A 22,637-nucleotide genomic window follows, 5' to 3' on the forward strand; every position below is an offset into this window, starting at 1 on the left:
GACCCGCCCCAGGCACCCGCAGCCACACCACGACCGGACCGGCTAGCGCCTCCGCGGAACCAGCTTGAACACCGCCACCCCGGCCGCCACCAGCGTCGTGGCCGCCACCACCATCGCCATGCTGTTGATCCAGAGCCCGGTGGCGGCCAGGGTCGCCCCGCCCGCACCGGCCGTGCCCGCGCCGATCACTCTGCCGTACATCGCTTTTCTCCTAAGAGGGTTGAGGGAATCTCACGTCGCCACCCACTTCTCCTCGCTGCGGCGCACCAGCCCCCACAGCGAGGTGAAGTAGACGGCGTGCTGGAAGAGGTCGTAGAGCATCTCCGGAACCATCAGCGCGGCGACCAGGACCGCCTTCGGCCCCGCCCGCCGTACCGAGACGGTCTTCTCGACGACGAAGATCAGGCCGATCGCCGTCCAGAACGGCGACAGGCCCGGCCAGCCGTACAGCGAGGTGTACGCGGCCATGTAGGTCAGGTAGACCAGGAAGGAGAGCGCGCCGAAGCCCATCAGGAACTGCTGCATGAAGTAGCGGGCGGTGACCCGGGTCCAGCCGTAGTCGCGGAGGTTCTCCAGCGCGCCGCGCTGCCAGCGAAGCCGCTGGTGCCAGAGTTTGGGGAGCGTCGGCATGACCTCGGTGGTGACCGAGCAGCCCGCCGGGGACATGGCCCGGTAGCCGAGGGTCTTGACGGCCTTGGTCATCTCGTCGTCCTCGGTGAGCGAGGCGAGGCTGTAGTAGCCGGTGCCGCCGCCGAGCTCGCCGGCGCGTCGGGCCGCGCGGACCTCGCGCAGCACACGGGCGCGGAACATCGTGCCGGTGCCGGTGAGGACCTGGGCCTTGCCGCCGGTGCGCTCCAGTTCCCAGGCGTAGCGGTGGAACTCCATGCGCTGCAGCAGGCCGAGGAGGCCGCCGCCGTCCTCGCCGTAGAACACGCCGCCGACCGCGCCGACCTTGCGGTTGAAGGTGGCCAGCGCGGTCTCGACGAACCAGGGGTTGAGGACGGTGTCGGCGTCCTGGACGAGCAGCAGGTCCCGGTCGTCCAGGTGCGGCAGCACCCACGCGATGGCCTGGTTGAGGGCACCGGCCTTCTTGTGGGTGTTGCCCTGGGTGGGGAAGACCTGGGCGCCGTGGGCGGTGGCGACGCCGGCCGTGTCGTCGGTGCAGTTGTCGGTGACGACGACGACCAGGTCGGGGCGCCTTGTCTGCTCCCAGAGGCCGTCGATCGCGTCGGCGATACGTTTCTGCTCGTTGTGTGCCGGGATCAGGACGGCGAGTCTTGGTCTGTCGCCCGGTTCCTCGGGCGCGGCGTGGGCACGGCGCGTGGCGTGACGGCGCACGGCTCGGTACCCCCTGTCGTGAAGACCTCGGTGGATCCGGAAGCCGATGCTCCGGACCCGTCAGTGATCGAAAGTCTTCACGAAATCCGTACAACTTCGGTAGTTGAAAGCTGTAACGGATTGCTCACGGTTGCCTGTGATGACCCTGTGGGTGTGGCTGTGTCCGTTACACGCCGTATCCGTCTCCGTATCCGTCACGGTGGTGATGATGCCGTTCCTCCTCGACCACCGTCGTCGTCGGCGGCACCATGACCCGCCGGCGGCTGGCGATGCTGCTGAACGTGGCGACGCCGATGATGCCGACGGCCATCAGGATCAGGCCGACGACGTCGAGGTTGACGCCGTTCATGTGCCAGTCGGTCGCGAACGTGAGGATGGCCCCCACGGCGATGAGGATGATGCACCCGCCGAGCCCCATGAGTGTTGCCTCCCCTTCAGGTTCGGTGGTTCCGGTTCACACCGGGTACCCAGGGGCGGGCGGGCCATGTGCAACTACCCCTCCAGGAACGCCACCAGTGCGTTCGCCAGCAGGAACGGGTCGTCGGCGCCGCACAGTTCGCGGGCGCTGTGCATGGAGAGGATCGCCGAGCCGATGTCGACGGTCTGGATACCGTGCCGGGCCGCGGTGATCGGGCCGATCGTGGTGCCGCAGGGCATCGAGTTGTTGGAGACGAAGGTCTGGAAGGGAACCCCGGCCTTCTCGCAGGCGGCGGCGAAGACCGCGCGGCCCGAACCGTCCGTGGCGTAGCGGTTGTTGACGTTGACCTTGAGGATGGGGCCGCCGTTGGCCCGGGGGTGGTGCGTCGGGTCGTGGCGCTCGGCGTAGTTGGGGTGGACGGCGTGGCCCATGTCGGAGGAGAGACAGACGGTGGCCGCCAGAGCTCTCGCCCGGTCCTCGTACGAGCCGCCGCGCGCCAGCACCGAGCGCTCCAGCACGCTGCCGAGCAGCGGGCCGTCCGCGCCGGTGTCGGACTGGGAGCCGGTCTCCTCGTGGTCGAAGGCGGCGAGGACGGGGATGCAGGGCAGTTCGGCGCCGGCCGCCGCCACGGCCGCCAGCGCCGCCGTACCCGCGTGCACGGAGAGCAGGTTGTCCAGCCGGGGACCGGCCATCAGCTCCTGGTCGCGGCCCAGGTAGGCGGGTGGTTCGACGGTGTAGGTCATCAGGTCCCAGCCGGTGACCGAGCCGGCCGGCAGGCCCGACTCCTGCTCCAGGAAGGCGATCAGGTCGCCGTCGCGGACGTCGTCGCCGAGGCCCCAGATGGGCTGGAGGTGGCGCTGCTTGTCGAGCTTGAGGCCCTCGCTGCCGACCGAACGGTCCAGGTGGATGGCGAGTTGCGGCACCCGCAGCAGCGGCCGGTCCACGTCGACGAGGCGGGTGGAGCCGTCGCGCAGGCTCAGCCGGCCGGCCAGGCCCAGGTCCCGGTCGAGCCAGGAGTTCATGAGCGGTCCGCCGTAGATCTCCACGGCGACCTGGCGGAAGCCGTGCGCCCCGGTGTCCGGACGGGGCTTGACCCGCAGGTTCGGGGAGTCGGTGTGGGCGCCGACGATCCGGAACGGCGTGTGCGGCGCGGCGCCCTCCGGGACGTACCAGGCGATGATCGCGCCGCCGCGCAGCACGTACCTGCCACCGGCGGTGCCGTCCCAGGCGTCCGTCTCGGCGACCTGCCGGAAACCGGCCTTCTCCAGTCGTGCGCCGGCGTTCGCCACGGCGTGGTACGGCGTGGGACCGGCTGCGAGGAAGGACATCAGGTCGTCGGTGTGACCGCGATCGAAGCGGGAGGGTTCGCTCATGTGCTTCACCTTAACGACGTACGGTGGCCCGCTCCCCTGTGAAGGAGCGGGCCACCGCGGCGGACTCGGTCGGACAGAACGGTCAGAATGCGGCTTCGTCCAGCTCCATCAGGTCGAGGTCGACGCCGGCCGCGACCTTGCGGGCCAGCGTGACGCCCGGCAGCACGTTGGCCGCGAAGAACTTCGCTGCCGCGATCTTGCCGGTGTAGAACGCCTTGTCCTTGTTCGACGCCGTCTCCAGCTTCTCGGCGGCGACCGCGGCGCCCTTGAGCAGCAGGTAGCCGACGATCACGTCACCCGAGGCGAGCAGCAGGCGGGAGGTGTTGAGGCCCACCTTGTAGATGTTCTTGACGTCCTGCTCGGTGGCCGCGAGGTCGGTCAGCATCAGGCCGACGATGGCCTCCAGCTCGACGGCCGCCTTCGCGAGGTGCTCGCGGGCGCCCGCCAGCTCCTCGCCGCCCGTCCCCAGCGCCAGGAACTTCTTGATGTCCTCGGCGAGGGAGTTCAGGGCCGCGCCCTGGTTGCGGACGATCTTCCGGAAGAAGAAGTCCTGGCCCTGGATCGCCGTGGTGCCCTCGTACAGGGTGTCGATCTTGGCGTCGCGGATGTACTGCTCGATCGGGTACTCCTGCAGGAAGCCGGAGCCGCCGAAGGTCTGCAGCGACTGGGCGAGCTGCTCGTAGCCCTTCTCGGAGCCGTAGCCCTTGACGATCGGCAGGAGCAGGTCGTTGAGCGCGTGCTCGGCCTTCGGGTCCTCGCCGTTCGCCTCCTTGACGGCGATCGCGTCCTGGATCGAGGCGGTGTAGAGGACGAGCGCGCGCATGCCCTCGGCGTACGCCTTCTGCGTGATCAGCGAGCGGCGGACGTCGGGGTGGTGGGTGATGGTGACCTTGGGCGCGGTCTTGTCCATGAAGTTCGCGAGGTCCGGACCCTGGACGCGCTCCTTGGCGTACTCCAGGGCGTTCAGGTAGCCGGTGGACAGCGTCGAGATGGCCTTCGTGCCGACCATCATCCGGGCGAACTCGATGATCCGGAACATCTGGCGGATGCCCTCGTGCTTGTCGCCGATGAGCCAGCCCTTGGCCGGGTGGCGGTCGCCGAAGGTCATCTCGCAGGTGTTGGAGGCCTTCAGGCCCATCTTGTGCTCGACGTTCGTCGCGTAGACGCCGTTGCGCTCGCCCAGCTCGCCGGTCTCGAAGTCGAAGAGGTACTTCGGGACGAGGAAGAGGGACAGGCCCTTGGTGCCGGGGCCGGCGCCCTCGGGGCGGGCGAGGACGTAGTGGAGGATGTTCTCCTCCATGTCGTGCTCACCGGAGGTGATGAAGCGCTTCACGCCCTCGATGTGCCAGGAGCCGTCCTCCTGCTGGACCGCCTTGGTACGGCCGGCGCCGACGTCCGAACCCGCGTCGGGCTCGGTGAGCACCATGGTCGAACCCCAGGTCCGGTCCACGGCGATCTGCGCCCACTTCTTCTGCTCCTCGGTGCCCTCCTCGAAGAGGATGCGGGCGAACGCCGGGCCGGAGGAGTACATCCACACGGCCGGGTTGGCGCCGAGGACCAGCTCCGCGTAGGACCAGATCAGCGACGGGGGGGCGGTCGTACCGCCGATCTCCTCGGGCAGGCCCAGGCGCCAGTACTCGGAGTCCATGAAGGCCTTGTAGCTCTTCTTGAAGGACGCCGGGACCGGGGCGGTGTTGGTCTCCGGGTCGAAGACCGGGGGGTTGCGGTCGGCGTCGGCGAAGGACTCCGCCAGCTCGTTCTCGGCGAGCCGGGCCAGCTCCTCCAGGACGCTCTTCGCGGTGTCGGTGTCCATCTCGGCGAACGGGCCGGTGCCGTACAGCTTGTCGCGCCCGAGCACTTCGAACAGGTTGAATTCGATGTCGCGGAGGTTGGACTTGTAGTGCCCCATGGTGACTGCTCCGTATCCGGATCGGCGAGGCACTGAATCCTCGCGCAAGCTTTCACATACCAACGAGTAGCACCGATGATGCTACCCGTCGGTAATAAGACGCAACCCCCCTCGGGTGAAGTGTGAGAAGGGTCTACCTTCTCGCGGACACCGCGTGTCTCGGTAGGCTTGCGCGCATGTATGGATACGGCCAGCCCATGGACGGTGGGGCCGCTCAGCAGCAGTACGCCTCGTCGCAGCAGCAGATGGCAGGCGGCCTCGGGGGGTACGGCCAGCAGCCGCCGCTCTACCCCGAGCCGTCCCCGCCCTCGCTCGCGGACGCGGTGCGCGCCTTCACCACCGGTCAGCTGACCGCCGAGGACTTCCAGCAGGTCTTCGCCACGTCCAAGGTGTACTGCCCGCGCGGCGACAACCCCGGGTTCCTGGCCCTGCACAACACCCAGCAGCCGGTGATCCCGATGTTCACCTCGCTGAAGGAGCTGCGCCGGTACGCGGGCAAGGAGTCCAAGTACTTCGTGATCACCGGCGCGGAGGTCATCGACCTCCTCCCGACCGGCTACGGCTTCGTCCTGGACATGGAGGGCGAACACCGGATGGTCTTCGACGCGAAGGCGGTCGAGCAGATGGTGGAGTTCGCGATGCGGCGGATGTACGGGTAGCGCTTCGCTGGGAGTGCCGCGATCTGCGGTCTGCCGATTGCCGTCTGCGGCGCCGTCGTGGTTGGTCGCGCAGTTCCTCCCCCAGCGCCCCTTCGGGGCGCTGCCCTCTGAAAACTCACCCCCCGGTTGTCACAGCCATGCCATAGGCTTCCCCTGGCAGCCGCGCCCCGCACGCAACCGCTCTTCTGCGGTCGTGTCCGGGTGCTGCGCGGCGCTCTCATCCACCCGGCGAACCCGGGTTCTCACTGGGGGTTTCATCACTGTGCGCATGCGCAGCACTTCGGTCGCGACGGCGCTCGCGGTCGTCTTCAGCTCGGCGGCGCTGAGCGTCGTGGCGGCGGGGACCGCCTCGGCTGCCGGCACCACCGTCACCAACATCGGCGGCTTCGTCGTGGACGGCCCGCTCCAGCGGGTGTTCGTCGGCGACGCGGCGAACGGCCGGATCCTCGCCTCCGACTACAACGGCACTCTCGTCGACTCGGACGCCGGCCTCGGCAGCGTCAGCGACCTGGCCCTGTCGGACGACGGCAGCACCCTGTACGCGGCCCTGCCCAACACCCACCAGATCCTCGCCCTCGACCCGGCCACGCTGGACGTGAAGACGACGTACAGCATCCCGACCGACACCGGCCCCCGCCACCTGGCCTTCACCGGTGGCAAGGCGTGGTTCTCGTACGGCGACCAGTGGGACGGCGACATCGGCTCCATCGACCCGTCGGCGGACCCGGCGGGCGGGGCCGACCCGGTGGCGATGGCGCAGTTCCCGACCGAGGGCACCTCGGTGGGCCTCTGGGGCCAGGCGCTGCTGGACACCGACCCGAACCGGCCGGGCGTGCTGGCCGTCGGCCAGACCGGCATCTCCACCGACTCCATGGCCGTCCTCGACGTCTCGGACGGCGCCCCCAAGGCCACCGCCTGGTACTTCGGCGACTACACCCTGAACGACGGCATCGGGGACATCGACCTCGTCCCCGGCGCCGACCAGGTGCTGGTCAACGGCACCGACCGGGACGCGTGGGCGGACGGCAAGTTCAGCAAGGCCGGCTCCTACCCCGGAGCGTGGGGTGCCGACATCGCGCCGAACGGGCTGGTCGCCCAGTTCAACGCCGGCAAGGTCGCCGTGTACCGGCCCGACGCCACCAAGCCGCTGCGCACCTACAGCCTCGGCACCTCGACCGACTACGCCACCGGCAACCTGCGCTGGGCGCCGGACTCCTCGCGGATCTTCGCGCTGGCGTCGAACGGCGGCACCTTCACGCTCAAGGTCCTGACCCAGCCGACGCTCAACGTGCCGACGCTCACGGTCAACGCCCCGAGCTCGGCGCCCCGCGCCAAGAAGCTCACCGTCACCGGCAAGCTCTCGGCGACGGTCGCGCTGCCCGTCGGCGCCAAGCTCTCCGTCACCCGCACAGACCTCGAGAGCCCCGGCGGGAAGGCGCTGCCGGCCGTCACGGTGAAGTCGGACGGTACCTACTCCTTCGCCGACACCCCGCCGGCCGGCGGCACGGTCACCTACAAGGTGACCTACGCGGGCGACGCCGACCACACCGCGGCCACCGCCTCCGACAAGGTCTCGGTCTCCCGTGCGGGCACGAGCCTGAGCCTGAACAACAACGGCAAGCTGTACAACTACGGCGCCGACGTGAAGTTCACCGCGCACCTCGGGACGACGTACAAGAACCGCTCGGTCAAGATCTACGCGGACCCCTTCGGCAGTGACAAGGGCAAGAAGCTGATCAAGACCGGCAAGGTGGACTCCCACGGGAACATCGCCGCCTGGGTGGACATGACCCGCGACACGGCCGTCTCCGCGGTCTTCGACGGGGACGCCCGCTACGCGCCGAAGACCGCGAAGGTCACGGCGTACGCGCGGGTCAAGATCTCCACCTCGCTCTCGAGGTACTACAAGACGGCGAAGATCGGTTCGACGTCGTACCGCTGGTTCCACAAGAACACCAGCCCGGTGTTCAACACGACCATGACCTACTACCCGGGCCGTGAGCACCGCCTGGACCTGGAGGTCTACTACCAGGGCAAGTGGTACGCGACGGACTCCGAGTACTTCGGGCTCGGCACGAACGGCAAGACGTCCGTGCAGCTCGACGCTCCCGGTGAGTCCGGCATCCGGGCGCGGATGCGGTCGGTGTACGTCAACGGCTCGTCCGGCGACACCGTGAACTCCACGACCTACGGCGCGTGGAACTACCTCTACTTCAGCAACTGATCCACCGAACGGGGGACGACGGGCCCGGAGGGAATGCCCTCCGGGCCTTCGTCGTTAGGGGTGGCAGAAAGTTCAACGCTCAACTAAACTGGGCGCACAAGGAGGAGCCAACATGCCTGCAGTGACCGTCGAGAACCCGCTCACCCTGCCTCGGGTGGCCGCACCGGCCGACGCCGTGGCCCGTCCCGTGCTCACCGTCACGACCGCGCCGAGCGGTTTCGAGGGCGAGGGTTTCCCGGTGCGCCGGGCGTTCGCGGGGATCAACTACCGCCACCTGGATCCGTTCATCATGATGGACCAGATGGGTGAGGTGGAGTACGCGCCGGGCGAGCCCAAGGGCACCCCCTGGCACCCGCACCGCGGCTTCGAGACCGTCACCTACATCATCGACGGCATCTTCGACCACCAGGACAGCCAGGGCGGCGGCGGCACCATCACCAACGGCGACACCCAGTGGATGACGGCCGGCTCCGGCCTCCTCCACATCGAGGCCCCGCCGGAGTCCCTCGTCGTCTCGGGCGGTCTCTTCCACGGCCTCCAGCTGTGGGTGAACCTCCCGGCCAAGGACAAGATGATGGCGCCGAGGTACCAGGACATCCGCGGCGGCCAGGTGCAGCTGCTGACGACTCCCGACGGCGGTGCGCTGCTGCGCGTCATCGCGGGCGAGCTGGACGGCCACGCCGGCCCCGGCATCACCCACACCCCGATCACGATGATCCACGCGACCGTCGCCCCGGGCGCCGAGGTCACGCTGCCCTGGCGCGAGGACTTCAACGGGCTGGCGTACGTGCTGGCCGGCAAGGGTTCGGTGGGCGCGGAGCGCCGTCCGATCCACCTGGGCCAGACGGCCGTCTTCGGCGCGGGCTCCTCCCTCACCGTCCGCGCGGACGAGAAGCAGGACTCGCACACGCCGGACCTCGAGGTCGTCCTGCTCGGCGGAGAGCCGATCCGTGAGCCGATGGCCCACTACGGCCCCTTCGTCATGAACACCAAGGACGAGCTCATGCAGGCCTTCGAGGACTTCCAGAAGGGCCGCCTGGGCACGATCCCGGCCGTACACGGCATGACGGAGACCGGCCCGCAGGCGTAACCGACACAGCCCCCGGAGAGGCCCGGCGCCATCCCGCGCCGGGCCTCTCGGCATTCACCACCGACTCGACCTCGCCTTTTCATCGACCGAGTCGCCTTCCCACCTCCGACCTCGCCTTTTCATCGGCCGGGTCGCCTTCCCACCTTCGGCCTCGCCTTTTCATCGACCGAGTCGGGTGGTGGGTGGGCAAAGGTTTCGGGAGCCCCCTGGTACGGGAAGTGCGGGGCCGGTTCACTCGGCAGGGGGTGTACGGCGGGGCATCCGCCGGCCTCGCATGGTCCGCTAGGACTCGTGCAGCTGTTGCCCGAGCCCGTGCGCCGTTTCGCCGCGTGGTGTGCCGTGCTGCTGCTGGCCGCCGGGGTCGGCTACGTCGGCATCCGGCTCTGCGCCGAGTTCCGCACCGCGGTGACCCCGGTCCTGCTCGCCCTGCTCGGCACCGCGCTGCTCGGCCCGCTGCACCGGCGGCTCGTACGGGTCGGCGTACACCGCTCCCTCGCCGCCGGACTCACCTGCGTCGCGGTCGTCGCCGTCGCCGGCGGTGCCGTCTACATCGTCGTCGCGGCTCTCGTCGACACCGGCGACCAGATCGTCGCCTCCCTCAAACAGGCCGCGAAGTCCCTGGCCCAGCACTTCGGAGCCGCCGGGACCTCGATCGGCGACCTGGCCGGCAGCGCCAGGGACCTGCTCGCCAAGTTCGGCGGGACCGCCGCCTCCAACGTCATCAGCGGTGTCAGCGTGGTCGGCGAGGGCATCGCCATGGCCGTCCTCGCGCTGCTGCTCGTCTTCTTCTTCCTGCGCGACTCGGACCGGGTCGTCGCCACCATCCGGGCCGTGGCACCCGGTTCCAGTGCCGACATGGTCGAGGCCATGGCCCGCAGGGCCTTCGAGGGCATCGAGGGGTTCATGCGCGGCACCACCGTCATCGCGTTCATCGACGCCGTCTGCATCACCGTCGGCCTGCTGGTCCTGCGCGTACCGGGGGCCGTCGGGCTCGGCGCGCTCGTCCTCGTCGGCGCCTACATCCCCTACCTCGGCGCCTTCATCTCCGGCGCCGTCGCCGTCCTGGTCGCCCTCGCCGACCGCGGCTTCGTCATCGCGCTGTGGGCGCTGGGCGTCGTACTCGCCGTGCAGGTGCTGGAGGGGCACGTGCTGCAGCCCATGATCCAGAGCCGGACCGTGCAGATGCATCCGGCGGTGGTGATGCTGACCATCACGGCCGGGGCCTCCGTCGCCGGGATCCTGGGCATGCTGCTGGCCGTACCGCTCACGGCGGCCGCCTTCGGGGTCGTACACGAACTGCACGCCCGGTACGCCACCCGCTAGGACCCGCCGGCCTCCTTGCCGGACTCGTACAGCTCGAACCAGATGCTCTTGCCCTGCCCGCGCGGGTCGACGCCCCAGGCCTCCGCCAGGATCTCGATCAGGACCAGGCCGCGGCCGGACGAGGCCAGTTCGCCGGGGCGCCGCTTGTGCGGGAGGTCGTCGCCCGCGTCCGTGACCTCGACCCGCAGCCGCCGTTCGGGGGCCCGCCCGGAGACCTCGGCGAGCAGCAGCGCGTCCGCGTCGGTGTGCACGAGGACGTTCGTGAGCATCTCGGAGACCAGCAGCACCGCCGAGTCGACCTGGTCCGGCGAACCCCAGTCGTGCAGCAGCTCGCGCACGTGCTGGCGGGCCTCGGCGACCCGCTCGGGCTCGTCCTGGGCCACCGACAACAGGGTGCGGCGGATCCGCGGCCGTACCGCCAGGGGCTCCTCGCCGCGGCCGGCGCCCGGCCGGGACAGCAGCAGGACCGCGATGTCGTCCTCGCGGCGGTCGGCCAGCGGCCCGGTGGTGTGGTGCGAGGACGGCCCGTGAACGGCCTGGACCAGGCCGTCGGCGAGTTTCTCCAGGTCGCCGTCGCCGTGCTCCTCCATGATCGTCCGGATCCGCTGCCAGCCGCTCTCCATGTCGTGGCCGCCGGTCTCGATCAGACCGTCGGTGCAGATCATCATGGTCTCGCCGGGTTCGAGGGCGAACCGCGTCGTCGGGTAGTCGGCGTCCGGGTCGATGCCGAGCGGCAGCCCGCCCGCCGTCGGCCGCCGCAGCACCGTGCCGTCGGCCATCCGGATCGTCGGGTCGAGATGGCCCGCACGGGCGATCTCCAGCACCCCGGTCGCCGGATCCGCCTCGACGTACAGGCAGGTCGCGAAGCGCAGGTCGGCGTCGTCCTCGGCGTAGGTGATCCCGTGCAGGAAACGGGAGGCCCGGGAGAGCACCGCGTCCGGGCGGTGGCCCTCGGAGGCGTAGGCGCGCAGCGCGATCCGCAGCTGGCCCATCAGGCCCGCGGCCCGTACGTCATGGCCCTGGACGTCGCCGATGACCAGGGCGTGCCGGCCGGACGGCAGCGGGATGATGTCGTACCAGTCGCCGCCCACCTGGAGCCCGCCGCCGGTCGGTATGTAGCGGGCGGCCGCGTCCATGCCGGGTATCTCCGGGCCCAGCGTCGGGAGCATGGAGCGCTGCAGGCCGTCGGTCAGCTCCCGCTCGGAGTCGGCGATCCCGGCCCGGGACAGGGCCTGCGCCAGCATCCGGGCCACCGTGGTGAGCACGGACCGTTCGTCGGGGGTGAACGACACCGGATAGGTGAAGCCCGCCATCCAGGCGCCCATGGTCCGCCCGGCCACCGTCAGCGGCAGGAAGGCCCAGGACTGCCGCCCGAAGCGCTCGGCCAGCGGCCAGGTCACCGGGTAACGGGACCTGTACTGCTCGGCGGAGGAGAGGTAGACGGCCCGGCCGGTCCGTACCACCTCGGCTGCCGGGTAGTCCGTGTCCAGCGGCATGCTGCTGAAGGGGCTGTCCTCGTCGATGTCCTGGCCGTGGTGGCCGATCATCATCAGCCGGTCGCCCTTGACCCCGAAGACGACCAGCCCGTCCGGGGAGAACCCGGGCATCGACAGGCCCGCGGCGACCCGCAGCACCTCCTCCGTGGACCGCGCCTCGGCCAGCGCCCGGCCCGCGTCCAGCAGGAACGCCTCCCGGGAGCGCCGCCAGTCGCCGGTCACCGGATGCTGGACCGCGGTGCCGGGGGACGGTTCGGAGACCTCCTGGATGGTGCCGGTCACCCGGTACACGCGCTCCTCGGAGTCGTACACCGGTCGAAAACGGCTGCGTACGGTCCGGATCAGCCGGCCTCGCTCGTCCATGACCCGCAGCCGGACCTCCCCGAGGGTGCCCTCGACCGCGGCCAGCCGGGTGATGCTCGTGTTCTCGTTCCAGTCCACGGGGTGGAAACGGGACCGGACCAGGGCCTCCGACAGGACGGACGGTTCGGCCGGCAGCCCGATCAGCCGGGCCGCCTCCGCATCCGCGGTGACCAGCCCGGTGGCGGTGTCCCAGTGCCACAGCCCGGTCGCGAGGGCGGCTAGGACGTCCTCCACGGCGGGCAGGGGCTCGCCAGTTCGCATTGCCCTACTTTAGGAAGATGAGATCGCAGAGTGCCACTGTTTCTGCACCGGATTAATGGTGGGAGGCGATCTTTGGGCGGCCGGTACCCTTGGTGGGTCCGGGCACCATGGCCCGGTGCCGGTCGAGGAGAGCACCTCGGCAGACCACGAAGAAGAGGAACATCCGACGATGCATCGGTACAGGTCCCACACCTGCGGCCAGCTCCGCGCCTCTGACGTCGGCACCGACGTCCGGCTGAGCGGCTGGCTGCACAATCGGCGCGACCTGGGCGGCATCCTCTTCATCGATCTGCGCGACCACTACGGCATCACGCAGCTCGTGGCCCGGCCCGGCACCGCGGCCTACGAGGCCCTGGACAAGCTCTCCAAGGAGTCCACGGTCCGCGTCGACGGCCGCGTTGTTTCACGTGGAACCGAGAACATCAACGCGGACCTGCCCACCGGCGAGGTCGAGGTCGAGGTCGGCGAGGTCGAGCTGCTCGGCGCGGCCGCCCCGCTGCCGTTCACGATCAACACCGAGGACGGGGTCAACGAGGAGCGGCGCCTGGAGTACCGCTTCCTGGACCTGCGCCGCGAGCGCATGCACCGCAACATCATGCTGCGCACGGCCGTGATCTCCGCCATGCGCCACAAGATGGTCGCCCTCGGGTTCAACGAGATGGCCACCCCGATCCTCACCGCGACCTCCCCCGAGGGCGCGCGTGACTTCGTGGTCCCCTCCCGCCTGCACCCGGGCAAGTTCTACGCCCTGCCGCAGGCCCCGCAGCAGTTCAAGCAGCTGCTGATGATCTCCGGCTTCGACCGCTACTTCCAGATCGCGCCCTGCTTCCGCGACGAGGACGCCCGCGCCGACCGTTCGCCGGGCGAGTTCTACCAGCTCGACGTCGAGATGAGCTTCGTCGAGCAGGAGGACGTCTTCCAGCCCATCGAGCAGCTGATGACCGAGCTCTTCGAGGAGTTCGGCAACGGCCGTCACGTCACCTCCCCCTTCCCGCGGATCCCGTTCCGCGAGGCGATGCTGAAGTACGGCTCCGACAAGCCGGACCTCCGCGCCCAGCTGGAGCTCGTCGACATCACCGACATTTTCGAGGGCTCGGAGTTCAAGGCCTTCGCCGGCAAGCACGTGCGCGCCCTGCCGGTCCCGGCGGTCCAGGACCAGCCCCGCAAGTTCTTCGACCAGCTCGGCGACTACGCCGTCTCGCAGGGCGCCAAGGGCCTGGCCTGGGTGCGCGTCGGCGAGGACGGCTCGCTGACCGGCCCGATCGCCAAGTTCCTCACCGAGGACAACGTCGCCGAGCTCACCAAGCGGCTCCAGCTGGCCGCCGGGCACGCCGTCTTCTTCGGCGCGGGCGAGTTCGACGAGGTCTCCAAGATCATGGGCGCGGTCCGGGTCGAGGCCGCCCGGCGCTCCGGGCACTTCGAGGAGGACGTCTTCCGGTTCTGCTGGATCGTCGACTTCCCGATGTTCGAGAAGGACGAGGAGACCGGGAAGATCGACTTCTCGCACAACCCGTTCTCCATGCCCCAGGGCGGGATGGAGGCCCTGGAGAACCAGGACCCGCTGGACATCCTCGCCTGGCAGTACGACATCGTCTGCAACGGTGTCGAGCTGTCCTCCGGCGCCATCCGGAACCACGAGCCCGACATCATGCTCAAGGCCTTCGGCATCGCGGGCTACGACGAGGAGACCGTCGAGCGCGAGTTCGCCGGCATGCTCCGGGCCTTCCGCTTCGGCGCCCCGCCGCACGGCGGCATCGCTCCGGGCGTGGACCGCATCGTCATGCTCCTCGCCGACGAGCCCAACATCCGCGAGACCATCGCCTTCCCGCTCAACGGCAACGCCCAGGACCTGATGATGGGCGCCCCGACGGAGCTGGAGGAGACCCGCCTGCGCGAGCTGAACATCTCCATCCGGAAGCCGCAGCCGAAGTAAGGCACACAGGCACGCAGAACCAGCACAGCTGAAGGAAAGGCTCGAAACCGGCGTCGGTTTCGAGCCTTTCGCCTGTGCACCACGTATTCACAGCTCTCTCCGATGTTCGCGCCCGCTCAGCCTTGTCTACGGTCCCTGACCATGACAGACACCCACACCCCCACGGACGATCAATCCCCTGAAGAAAGAAGGAAGTTGGCCCGCCGTACGGTCCTGGCGGCGGGCAGTGTGGCAGTGACCGCGGTGGGCGTCGGCAGCGCCTTCGCGGCGACCGACGGCACCGCCGCGGACACCGGCACCGGAGCCGCGGCCTCCGCCTCTGCCTCGGAGGGCGCCTGCTACACGCTGACCTCCGAACTCGTCGAGGGCCCGTACTACATCGACGCCGACAAGCTCCGCCAGGACGTCACCGAGGACCAGGAGGGCATCCCCCTGCACCTCACCCTCAGGGTGATCGACGCGGAGACCTGCAAACCGCTGCGGAACGCGGCCGTGGACATCTGGCACTGCAACGCGTCGGGCATCTACTCGGGGTACGAGGAGATGGGCAGCGGTGGCGGCGGTGGCGGCACCCCGCCGACCGACGCACCGACCGACGCGCCCACCGGCACCCCCACCGGGCCCCCGCCCGGCGGTGGCGGCGGCCACCAGGAGCCGACCGACGACACCCGCTACCTGCGGGGCACCTGGCACACCGACCGGCACGGGCAGGTCACCTTCAAGACCGTCTTCCCCGGCTGGTACCAGGGCCGGTGCGTCCACATCCACGTCAAGGTGCATGTGGACGGCGAGTGGACGGACGCCGGGTACGAGGGCGGCCACACCTGCCACACGGGCCAGCTGTTCTTCGACGAGAAGTCGGTGCTCCTGTCGGCCGCGGTGGAGCCGTACGCGAGCAACACCACCACCCGCACCACCCTCGACGAGGACACCATCTACCCGGACAACGGGCACGAGGGCGGCCTGCTGTACCTCAAGTACGACCGCCACCACATCGCCCGGGGTGTCCGCGGCCATCTGACGCTGGGCGTCGAACCGGACGAGACGAACAACGGCTGACAATCCGTTACGCGGGCGCCCGGGGCTCAGGTGCGAAGCCCCGGGCGCTTCGGTGGGTGCGGTGCGTTCAGATCACCGGGAGCAGTCCGTCGCCGCCCAGCAGGGTGGGGAACGATGTCTGCGTGAGGCCGACCGCGGGTGCGGTGATGACGCGGCTGCCGGAGGCCGTCGGCCGGGTGGAGCCGCCGGGGAAGACCCAGACGGCCCCGGTGGAGTTGTTCTCGCCCGCCGCGCCGACGAACAGCTCCGGCCTGCCGTCCTTGTCGATGTCCCCGACCGAGACCGTCGTACCGAAGAAATCGTCGGTCTCGGAGGCACCGGGGACGCCCGCGGTGTCCTGGGAGAAGGAGTAGGAGCCGGTGCCGAGGGCGCCGCTGCGGCGGCCGGGGACCACGGTCACCTGACCCGCCCGGCTCCTGGCCAGGCTCTCGAACGGCGATCCGATCACGATGTCCGCGAGTCCGTCCCGGTTGAGGTCGGCCACCGCCAGCGACGCGCCGAAGGTGTCGCCCTTCTCGCTCGCGCCGGGGACGCCGGCCGTGTTCTGCGTGATCTGCACGGGCGTCGTGGCCGGCGAGACACCCGTGGCGGAGCCGTACCAGACGAGGACGCGGCCGCCCGTCGCCCCGTCCACGCCCGCCCTTTCCGGCTCGTCCGGGTCGCCGGCCACGAGGTCGGCGTATCCGTCGCCGTTGATGTCGCCGGAGGCCGTGATCAGGCCGTTGCCCTTGAGCGCGTCGCCGTAGGCGGCGGTCGTGTAGATCTCGCCGCCGCTCAGGCCGCTGAGCCGGTCGGTGGACGAGGCCGGGTCGGGCACGCCGTCGCCGTTGAAATCGCCGAGCGCGACGGAGAGAGGGGACGCCGTGTCGTCGTTGTGGACGGCGGAGCCGAACGTTCCCGTCCGGCTGAACGGTCCGCCGAAGGTCACGGTCCCGTCCCCTCCGGCGGCCGCCACCCGCGTCTTCGACCCGGCGCCGAGGCCGAGCGCGGCGACGTCCTCGCCGTAGTGCGACGGGGAGGAGTACGGCGACGGCAGGTCCGTGCCGCTCGTCAGGCCGCTCCTGCTGCCCCAGAGCACGGTCACCGCGCCGGATTCGGTGCCCTTGGAGGTGTCCTCGTACGGCGTTCCGACCACCAGGTCGGCGTAGCCGTCCCGGTTCAGGTCGGCGGTGGCGGTGGCGGACCCGAAGCCGTCGCCGGCCTCGCTGACGCCCGGCACGCCGGCGGTGTTCTGGGTGATGGTCTTACGGCGGCTCGTCGACAGCCCGGAGGCGGAGCCGTACAGCACGACGACCGCGCCCGCGCCCTCCTTGCCGGACACGTTCGCGCCCGGCGCGGGCAGGACCGCGTCGCGGTAGCCGTCGCCGTTGAAGTCGCCGGGCACGGCGCCGTGTGCGGCGGCGGCCGGGACGGCCGGCAGCAGGACGCCGCCGACCAGAGCGGCGGCCACGAACGCGGCCGCACCCCATCTGCGCATGAGTGACCCCCTGTGGATTCACCGACTGCCCCATCGGCAGGGGGCGCACGCGCATCCCACCCCGCTCGCTCCCCCGCCCTGGCACAAGTGCACGGACTTTACCAGCAGTTGGGCGTGGCCATACCGGTCAGGCGTCGTACCGGCCGTCCCAGGGGTCGCCGAAGCCCAGGTGGTCCGGGTAGAGCTCGGCCCACCCGCCGTCCTCGTCGTCCTTCGCCACCAGCCCGAAGAACACGCCGTCCACCCTGAGTTGGAACGGGCGTATCGCGATGTCCTTGTAGGTCCGCCGCGGGAGGCTGCGCAGCATGCCGGCCAGGTGTGCGCGGGCCCGCGCCAGCACCGAACCGGTGCCGTCCGGATCGAGTTGCTGCTCGGCCCAGCTGCCCGCGCACCAGATCTGCGAGTCGCGGTAGTTGCCCTCGGCGTCGAAGAGATGCAGCACCGCGTAGAGCCGTTTCTGCTCCTCCCAGCCCTCGTCGAGCCGGAAGCCCTCGGGGAACGCGTAGGTGACCGACGCCAGGAACTGGCCGCCGGTGTAGTGACCGATGGCCTCGGTACGGCCGTGGGGCTCGTAGGCGATCGGGATGAGCTCGGGGATTGCCATGGCGAAACCATACGGATGTGTTGTGAGCATGCAGGTACGGGGCCGCCGCTCCTCCAAAAAATTCACGTCTTTCCGCCCGGTCCGGCAGAAGGTGACGGCAACTTTTTCGATCTCCGTGACCACAGAGGAGTGAAGCCCGCCCCCCGGCGGGCCCTCCCCAGCACTTCGGACGTACGTAAGGACTCCCCCGTGGCCTCTGCCTCTCACCGTCGGTCTCTCCGTAAGCGCCGTGCCCTGGTCGTCTCCGCAGCCGTCGTGGCCGCCGGGGTCGGTGCCGGTGCGCTCGTGCTGAGCGCGAACGCCACGTCGGCCGTGGACCTGTACCACCAGACGCTCGCCGCCAAGGACGGCTGGGCGTCGTCCGGTTCCGGTACGACCGGTGGGGCGAAGGCCGACTCCGCGCACACCTTCACCGTCTCCACCCGTGCCCAGCTGGTGAGGGCGCTCGGTTCGGCGAGCGACACCACGCCCCGCATCGTCAAGATCAAGGGCACCATCGACGCCAACACCGACGACTCCGGCAAGAAGCTGACCTGCGCCGGCTACGCGGCGGGCACAGGGTACTCGCTGAGCGCCTATCTGAAGGCGTTCGACCCGTCGACCTACGGCCGCTCCAAGCTGCCCTCCGGCGCCCAGGAGTCGGCCCGCGCCGCCGCACAGAAGAAGCAGGCCGCGAACATCGTCTTCAAGGTGCCCGCCAACACCACGATCGTCGGCGTCCCCGGCACCAAGGCCGGCATCACCGGCGGCATGCTCCAGATCCAGAAGGTCGACAACGTCATCGTCCGCAACCTGACGTTCTCCGACACCGAGGACTGCTTCCCGCAGTGGGACCCGACCGACGGCGACAGCGGCAACTGGAACTCCGAGTACGACGCGGTGACGCTGCGCGGGGCCACGCACGTGTGGGCGGACCACAACACGTTCACCGACGCGGGCCACTTCGACAGCCTCAACCCGAAGTACTACGGCCGTGAGTACCAGGTCCACGACGGCGAACTCGACATCACCAAGAGCTCGGACCTGGTGACCGTCGAGCACAACCAGTTCACCAGCCACGACAAGACGATGCTGATCGGCAGCAGCGACAGCGAGCCGAGCGGCAAGCTGCGCGTCACCCTCCACCACAACGTCTGGAAGGGCGTCGTCCAGCGCGCCCCGCTGACCCGCGTCGGCCAGGTGCACATCTACAACAACGTCTACGCCGTCACGCCGCTCAACGGCTACACCCTGCAGTACAGCATCAACTCGCGCGCCAAGGCCCAGGTCGTGGCCCAGAACAACTTCTGGACCGTGCCCGGCTCCGTCAAGGTCTCCAAGCTGCTCAGCGGCGACGGCACCGGCTCGGTCGCCGGCAGCGGCAACCTCGTCAACGGCACGACGACCGACCTCGTCGCCGCCTACAACGCCGCGAACTCCAAGAAGATCAAGACGACGGTGAACTGGACGCCGACCCTGACGGCGGGCCTGGAGAGCAGCGCGAAGAACCTGCCGGCCGAGCTGGCGAAGACGGCGGGGGCGGGGGTGCTGACCGCGCGCTGACCCCCGCACCGGCCGCCGTCTGCTGCACCGGGGCCACGATCACCGTGGCCCCGGTGGGAGCTGGTGCCGGGGCTCAGCTCTGCGGGGTCGCGGGCTTCGAGCGGCGGACGCGGCGGCGCAGGGCCGGGCCCAGGCGGACCAGGAGGCGTTTGTCGATGCCGGTGACGCGGCGCTCCACCGCGGACAGCTGTTTGGTGGCGGCCTTCAGCTCCTTGCGGAGTGCGTCGAGCTGGCGGGTGGTCTCGGTGGCGCGCTTCTCGGCGGTGGTCAGCCGGGTGCGCAGCTCCTTGTTCTCCTTGGCGTGCCGGGCGGCCTTGGCGTCCGCCGCGGTGATCCGCTCGCGCAGCCGGCTGAACCGGTAGCGCATCTGGCCGTCGTCGCCGCCGTCCCAGACCGGCATCGACGCGGGCAGGTCGAGGGCGGCCAGCCGGGCGTCGAAGGCGGCGCCGCCGTCGCCGTGGGTGTAGGTGTTCTGGAGGTCGTTGCGGTCGAGGAAGGCGATGATGCGCTCGAAGCGCTCACCGTGCCCCTTGATCATCGCGGAGAAGTCGGCGTCCTCGTAGAGGTCACGCGGGTCGGTGTCGGCGCTCAGTTCGGTGAGCGAGCGGTGCGGGATGTCGAAGTAGCGGCACAGTTCGAGGGTGCGCGAGTCGTGGGTGAGGACGACGCTCGGGGTCCCGGCCAGCAGGGCGGCGACGTTGCCGTGGATACGGGTGCCGTACGCGAAGTCGTAGCCGCGCAGTTCGTCGATCCAGGTGGCCGGGTCCAGCGGCATGCGGACCTTGTTCTCCTGGAGCAGGACGTGGCTGAGCTGGAGCGGGAAGGGGTCGGTGTGCCCGGACTCCGGGGAGGTGTCGCCCCACAGCAGCAGTTCCGCGTCGACGGTGTTCTGCGCGTAGTAGGTGAGGTGGGGGTAGCGCTCCCAGGCGTGCCGGGCGATGCCCGATATGTCGCCGACGGGTATCGCGTCCGGGGAGAGGTTCAGGGCGATGCGTGAGCCGGCGGTCAGCTCCGTGGCCCGGATCTCCGGGAAGGTGTCGCCGTACAGGAACATCGACGGGCAGCCGATGATGTCGACGTCGTGGAAGCCGAGGCCCTTGAGGTAGTCCGAGGTCAGCTCGCCGCGTACGCCGATGGAGGCGGAGCGGTCCAGGACCGCGCGGGCGAAGCGGCGGACCGAGTCCGCCATCGGGTTCAGCCACGCGGTGTCGTAGTCCGCGGGGGCCTGGGCGCCGACACCGAACACCACGACCGGGATGGTGAGCTGCTCGATCAGCGTGGTCAGCCGGTCCAGGGAGGCCTGGAAGGTGGGGCGGAAGGCGTTGGCGAGCGGGACGACGAACACGTCGTACTGCTCGTTGATCTCCGCGGCGCGGCGGGCGGAGGGGTCGGTGCGGATGCCGTTGGACGTCACCTCGGTGTCCGGGGTGGTCAGCATCTTGTGCGCCGAGTCGCTGAAGATCAGGTTCCCGGTGTTGGTCCCGATCAGGTCCTGGTGGATGAACTCCGCCGGAGTGGCGACACGGAACGGGCTCTTCCCGGAGCGGATCAGGATTCGTTTCACGAACGGCACACTATCCCGGAGGTAAATGCAGAGTGAAGGAGAAGTAAGAGACTGATCGGTCTCTTGTCTGGGATTTACCTCACGCACACCGAAGGGCCGGCGGGAGGGGGTCCTCCTGCCGGCCCTTCGGTGGTGGGTCGCGGGTGGTGCGTACGGCTTGCCTACGCGGCGGTCTCGCCGCCGAAGCGGGTCTTGTACGTCTCCAGGTCCTCGTCCGTGAGCTTCGCGAACAGGACCGGGGGCACGGTGAAGGGGGTGCCGGCCGGGACGGCGGTCAGTGCCTTCGCCTCGTCGGCGGTGACCCAGGCCGCGGTGTCCTCGGTGAGGGCGAACGCCTCGCGCATCGTCTTCGCCGTCGCCGGGATGAACGGCTCCGAGACCACCGCGTAGAGGTGGATCAGGTTCATCGCCGTGCGCAGGGTCAGGGCCGCTCCGTCCTTGTCCGTCTTGATCTCCAGCCAGGGGGCCTTCTCCTCCAGGTAGGAGTTGCCGGCCGACCACAGGGCGCGCAGGGCCGCGGCGGCCTTGCGGAACTGGAGGGACTCCATGTGGGACTCGTACTCGGCGAGGAGCGCGGCGATCTCCTCGCCGAGCTTCGTCTCCGCCTCGCCGGGGGTGCCGCCGGCCGGGACGTCGTCGCCGAAGCGCTTCCTGGAGAAGGACAGGACGCGGTTGACGAAGTTGCCGAGGGTGTCGGCCAGGTCCTTGTTCACCGTCGCCGTGAAGTGCTCCCAGGTGAAGGACGAGTCGTCCGACTCGGGGGCGTTGGCGATGAGGAAGTAGCGCCAGTAGTCGGCGGGCAGGATGTCGAGGGCCTGGTCGGTGAAGACGCCGCGCTTCTGCGAGGTGGAGAACTTGCCGCCGTAGTACGTCAGCCAGTTGAAGGCCTTGACGTAGTCGACCTTCTTCCACGGTTCGCGGACGCCGAGCTCGGTGGCCGGGAACATCACCGTGTGGAAGGGGACGTTGTCCTTCGCCATGAACTCCGTGTAGCGGACGGTGGTGTCCACGTCGTACCACCAGGACTTCCAGTCACGGTTCTCCGGGTCCTGGTCGGCCCACTCCTTCGTCGCGCCGATGTACTCGATCGGGGCGTCGAACCAGACGTAGAAGACCTTGCCCTCGGCCGCCAGCTCCGGCCAGGTGTCGGCCGGGACGGGCACGCCCCAGTCCAGGTCGCGGGTGATGGCGCGGTCGTGCAGGCCCTCGGTCAGCCACTTGTGGGCGATCGAGGAGGCCAGCTGCGGCCAGTCCCTGTCGTGCTTCGAGACCCACTCGCGGACTTCGTTCTCCAGCTTGGACTGGAGCAGGAAGAGGTGCTTGGTCTCGCGGATCTCCAGGTCGGTGGAGCCGGAGATCGCCGAGCGCGGGTTGATCAGGTCGGTCGGGTCCAGGACGCGGGTGCAGTTCTCGCACTGGTCGCCGCGGGCCTTGTCGTAGCCGCAGTGCGGGCAGGTGCCCTCGACGTAGCGGTCCGGGAGGAAACGGCCGTCGACCGGGCTGTACACCTGGCGGATCGACCGCTCCTCGATGAAGCCGTTCTCGTTCAGGCGGCGGGCGAAGTGCTGGGTGATCTCGCGGTTCTCGGGGGAGGAGCTCCGGCCGAAGTAGTCGAACGCGAGTGCGAATCCGTCGTAGACCGCCTTCTGCGCGTCGTGCGCCTGGGCGCAGAACTCGTCCACCGGGAGGCCCTGCTCCTTCGCCGCGAGCTCGGCGGGGGTGCCGTGCTCGTCCGTCGCGCAGATGTACAGGACGTCGTGGCCGCGCTGGCGGAGGTACCGGGAGTACACGTCCGCCGGGAGCATGGACCCCACCATGTTGCCCAGGTGCTTGATCCCGTTGATGTACGGAAGGGCGCTGGTGATGAGGTGTCGAGCCATCGGGGGCTGCTCCCAGGTCGGATTGTTGCTGCTATTGCGAACCTTGAAATCGTAGCCGACATGTGTATGCCGCCCGCTTCCCGTTTTATTGGGTGAGAAGCGGGCGGCAGCGGGGGGCGGGGCC

17 protein-coding genes are annotated in these 22,637 nt (G+C 69.7%); 7 read left to right on the forward strand and 10 right to left on the reverse strand.

The genetic code is table 11. From position 1 onward, the window contains the following. Nucleotides 1–42: 42 nt before the first annotated feature. The 5 genes from ACFY6U_RS37615 to ACFY6U_RS37635 all read right to left on the reverse strand — a co-directional run bounded on the left by ACFY6U_RS37615 (nt 43) and on the right by ACFY6U_RS37635 (nt 5,038). The gene (locus ACFY6U_RS37615; protein ID WP_294008171.1) at nt 43–201 is read right to left on the reverse strand and encodes a hypothetical protein; all 159 of its coding nucleotides are present in this window, start codon (nt 199–201) and stop codon (nt 43–45) included. A gap of 30 nt (nt 202–231) precedes the next feature. After that, the gene (locus tag ACFY6U_RS37620) at nt 232–1,338 is read right to left on the reverse strand and encodes a glycosyltransferase (protein ID WP_390045616.1); all 1,107 of its coding nucleotides are present in this window, start codon (nt 1,336–1,338) and stop codon (nt 232–234) included. A 166-nt stretch (nt 1,339–1,504) separates the two neighbouring features. Continuing rightward, entirely contained in the window at nt 1,505–1,756 is a 252-nt protein-coding gene (locus tag ACFY6U_RS37625; RefSeq protein ID WP_294008175.1) for a DUF6458 family protein, read from the reverse strand. 74 nt (nt 1,757–1,830) lie between these two features. Further along, complete coding sequence (locus ACFY6U_RS37630; protein WP_390045617.1) at nt 1,831–3,129, reverse strand: M18 family aminopeptidase; 1,299 nt, start codon at nt 3,127–3,129, stop codon at nt 1,831–1,833. Nucleotides 3,130–3,211: 82 nt separating this feature from the next. Beyond that, nucleotides 3,212–5,038: an acyl-CoA dehydrogenase gene (locus tag ACFY6U_RS37635; RefSeq protein ID WP_390045619.1), complete on the reverse strand. Its 1,827-nt coding sequence runs from the start codon at nt 5,036–5,038 to the stop codon at nt 3,212–3,214. Between the two features lie 176 nt (nt 5,039–5,214). On the opposite strand from ACFY6U_RS37635, the gene ACFY6U_RS37640 reads away from it, so the two are divergent. The 4 genes from ACFY6U_RS37640 (at nt 5,215) to ACFY6U_RS37655 (ending at nt 10,334) form a co-directional block, all read left to right on the forward strand. Next, nucleotides 5,215–5,697, forward strand: coding sequence for an SseB family protein (locus ACFY6U_RS37640; protein ID WP_351486434.1), 483 nt, complete (start codon nt 5,215–5,217; stop codon nt 5,695–5,697). A gap of 268 nt (nt 5,698–5,965) precedes the next feature. Continuing rightward, nucleotides 5,966–7,921: an Ig-like domain repeat protein gene (locus ACFY6U_RS37645; RefSeq protein WP_390045621.1), complete on the forward strand. Its 1,956-nt coding sequence runs from the start codon at nt 5,966–5,968 to the stop codon at nt 7,919–7,921. 112 nt (nt 7,922–8,033) lie between these two features. Then, entirely contained in the window at nt 8,034–9,011 is a 978-nt protein-coding gene (locus ACFY6U_RS37650; RefSeq protein WP_390045623.1) for a pirin family protein, read from the forward strand. Between the two features lie 291 nt (nt 9,012–9,302). Next, entirely contained in the window at nt 9,303–10,334 is a 1,032-nt protein-coding gene (locus ACFY6U_RS37655) for an AI-2E family transporter (RefSeq protein WP_390045625.1), read from the forward strand. Here ACFY6U_RS37655 and ACFY6U_RS37660 read toward each other — a convergent pair. Then, nucleotides 10,331–12,454 (reverse strand): SpoIIE family protein phosphatase, encoded by a 2,124-nt coding sequence (locus ACFY6U_RS37660; RefSeq protein WP_390045627.1) that lies wholly within the window; start codon nt 12,452–12,454, stop codon nt 10,331–10,333. The two genes, ACFY6U_RS37655 and ACFY6U_RS37660, sit on opposite strands and share 4 nt — an antisense overlap. A gap of 169 nt (nt 12,455–12,623) precedes the next feature. On the opposite strand from ACFY6U_RS37660, the gene aspS reads away from it, so the two are divergent. Together aspS and ACFY6U_RS37670 are read left to right on the forward strand one after the other, a co-directional pair. Beyond that, complete coding sequence (gene aspS / locus ACFY6U_RS37665) at nt 12,624–14,387, forward strand: aspartate--tRNA ligase (protein ID WP_390045629.1); 1,764 nt, start codon at nt 12,624–12,626, stop codon at nt 14,385–14,387. A gap of 141 nt (nt 14,388–14,528) precedes the next feature. Further along, on the forward strand, nt 14,529–15,446 hold the full coding sequence (locus ACFY6U_RS37670; RefSeq protein WP_390045631.1) for an intradiol ring-cleavage dioxygenase: 918 nt from the start codon (nt 14,529–14,531) through the stop codon (nt 15,444–15,446). Nucleotides 15,447–15,513: 67 nt separating this feature from the next. Here the strand turns inward: ACFY6U_RS37670 and ACFY6U_RS37675 are convergent, their stop codons facing one another. Next, nucleotides 15,514–16,923 carry an FG-GAP repeat protein gene (locus ACFY6U_RS37675; protein ID WP_390045633.1) on the reverse strand — a complete coding sequence of 470 codons (1,410 nt, stop codon included), beginning with the start codon at nt 16,921–16,923 and terminating at the stop codon, nt 15,514–15,516. Between the two features lie 127 nt (nt 16,924–17,050). Then, on the reverse strand, nt 17,051–17,527 hold the full coding sequence (locus tag ACFY6U_RS37680) for a hypothetical protein (RefSeq protein ID WP_390045635.1): 477 nt from the start codon (nt 17,525–17,527) through the stop codon (nt 17,051–17,053). Nucleotides 17,528–17,716: 189 nt separating this feature from the next. Here ACFY6U_RS37680 and ACFY6U_RS37685 point away from each other — a divergent pair, with 189 nt between their 5' ends. Continuing rightward, entirely contained in the window at nt 17,717–19,069 is a 1,353-nt protein-coding gene (locus ACFY6U_RS37685; RefSeq protein WP_390045637.1) for a polysaccharide lyase family 1 protein, read from the forward strand. Between the two features lie 73 nt (nt 19,070–19,142). Here ACFY6U_RS37685 and ACFY6U_RS37690 read toward each other — a convergent pair whose 3' ends face one another. Together ACFY6U_RS37690 and metG are read right to left on the reverse strand one after the other, a co-directional pair. Further along, nucleotides 19,143–20,633 (reverse strand): polysaccharide pyruvyl transferase family protein, encoded by a 1,491-nt coding sequence (locus ACFY6U_RS37690; RefSeq protein ID WP_390045639.1) that lies wholly within the window; start codon nt 20,631–20,633, stop codon nt 19,143–19,145. 161 nt (nt 20,634–20,794) lie between these two features. Then, nucleotides 20,795–22,513, reverse strand: coding sequence for a methionine--tRNA ligase (metG, locus tag ACFY6U_RS37695; RefSeq protein WP_390045641.1), 1,719 nt, complete (start codon nt 22,511–22,513; stop codon nt 20,795–20,797). Nucleotides 22,514–22,637 lie beyond the last annotated feature (124 nt).

Origin of the sequence: Streptomyces sp. NPDC013157, from assembly GCF_042899865.1 — a bacterium.
Classification (GTDB): domain Bacteria; phylum Actinomycetota; class Actinomycetes; order Streptomycetales; family Streptomycetaceae; genus Streptomyces.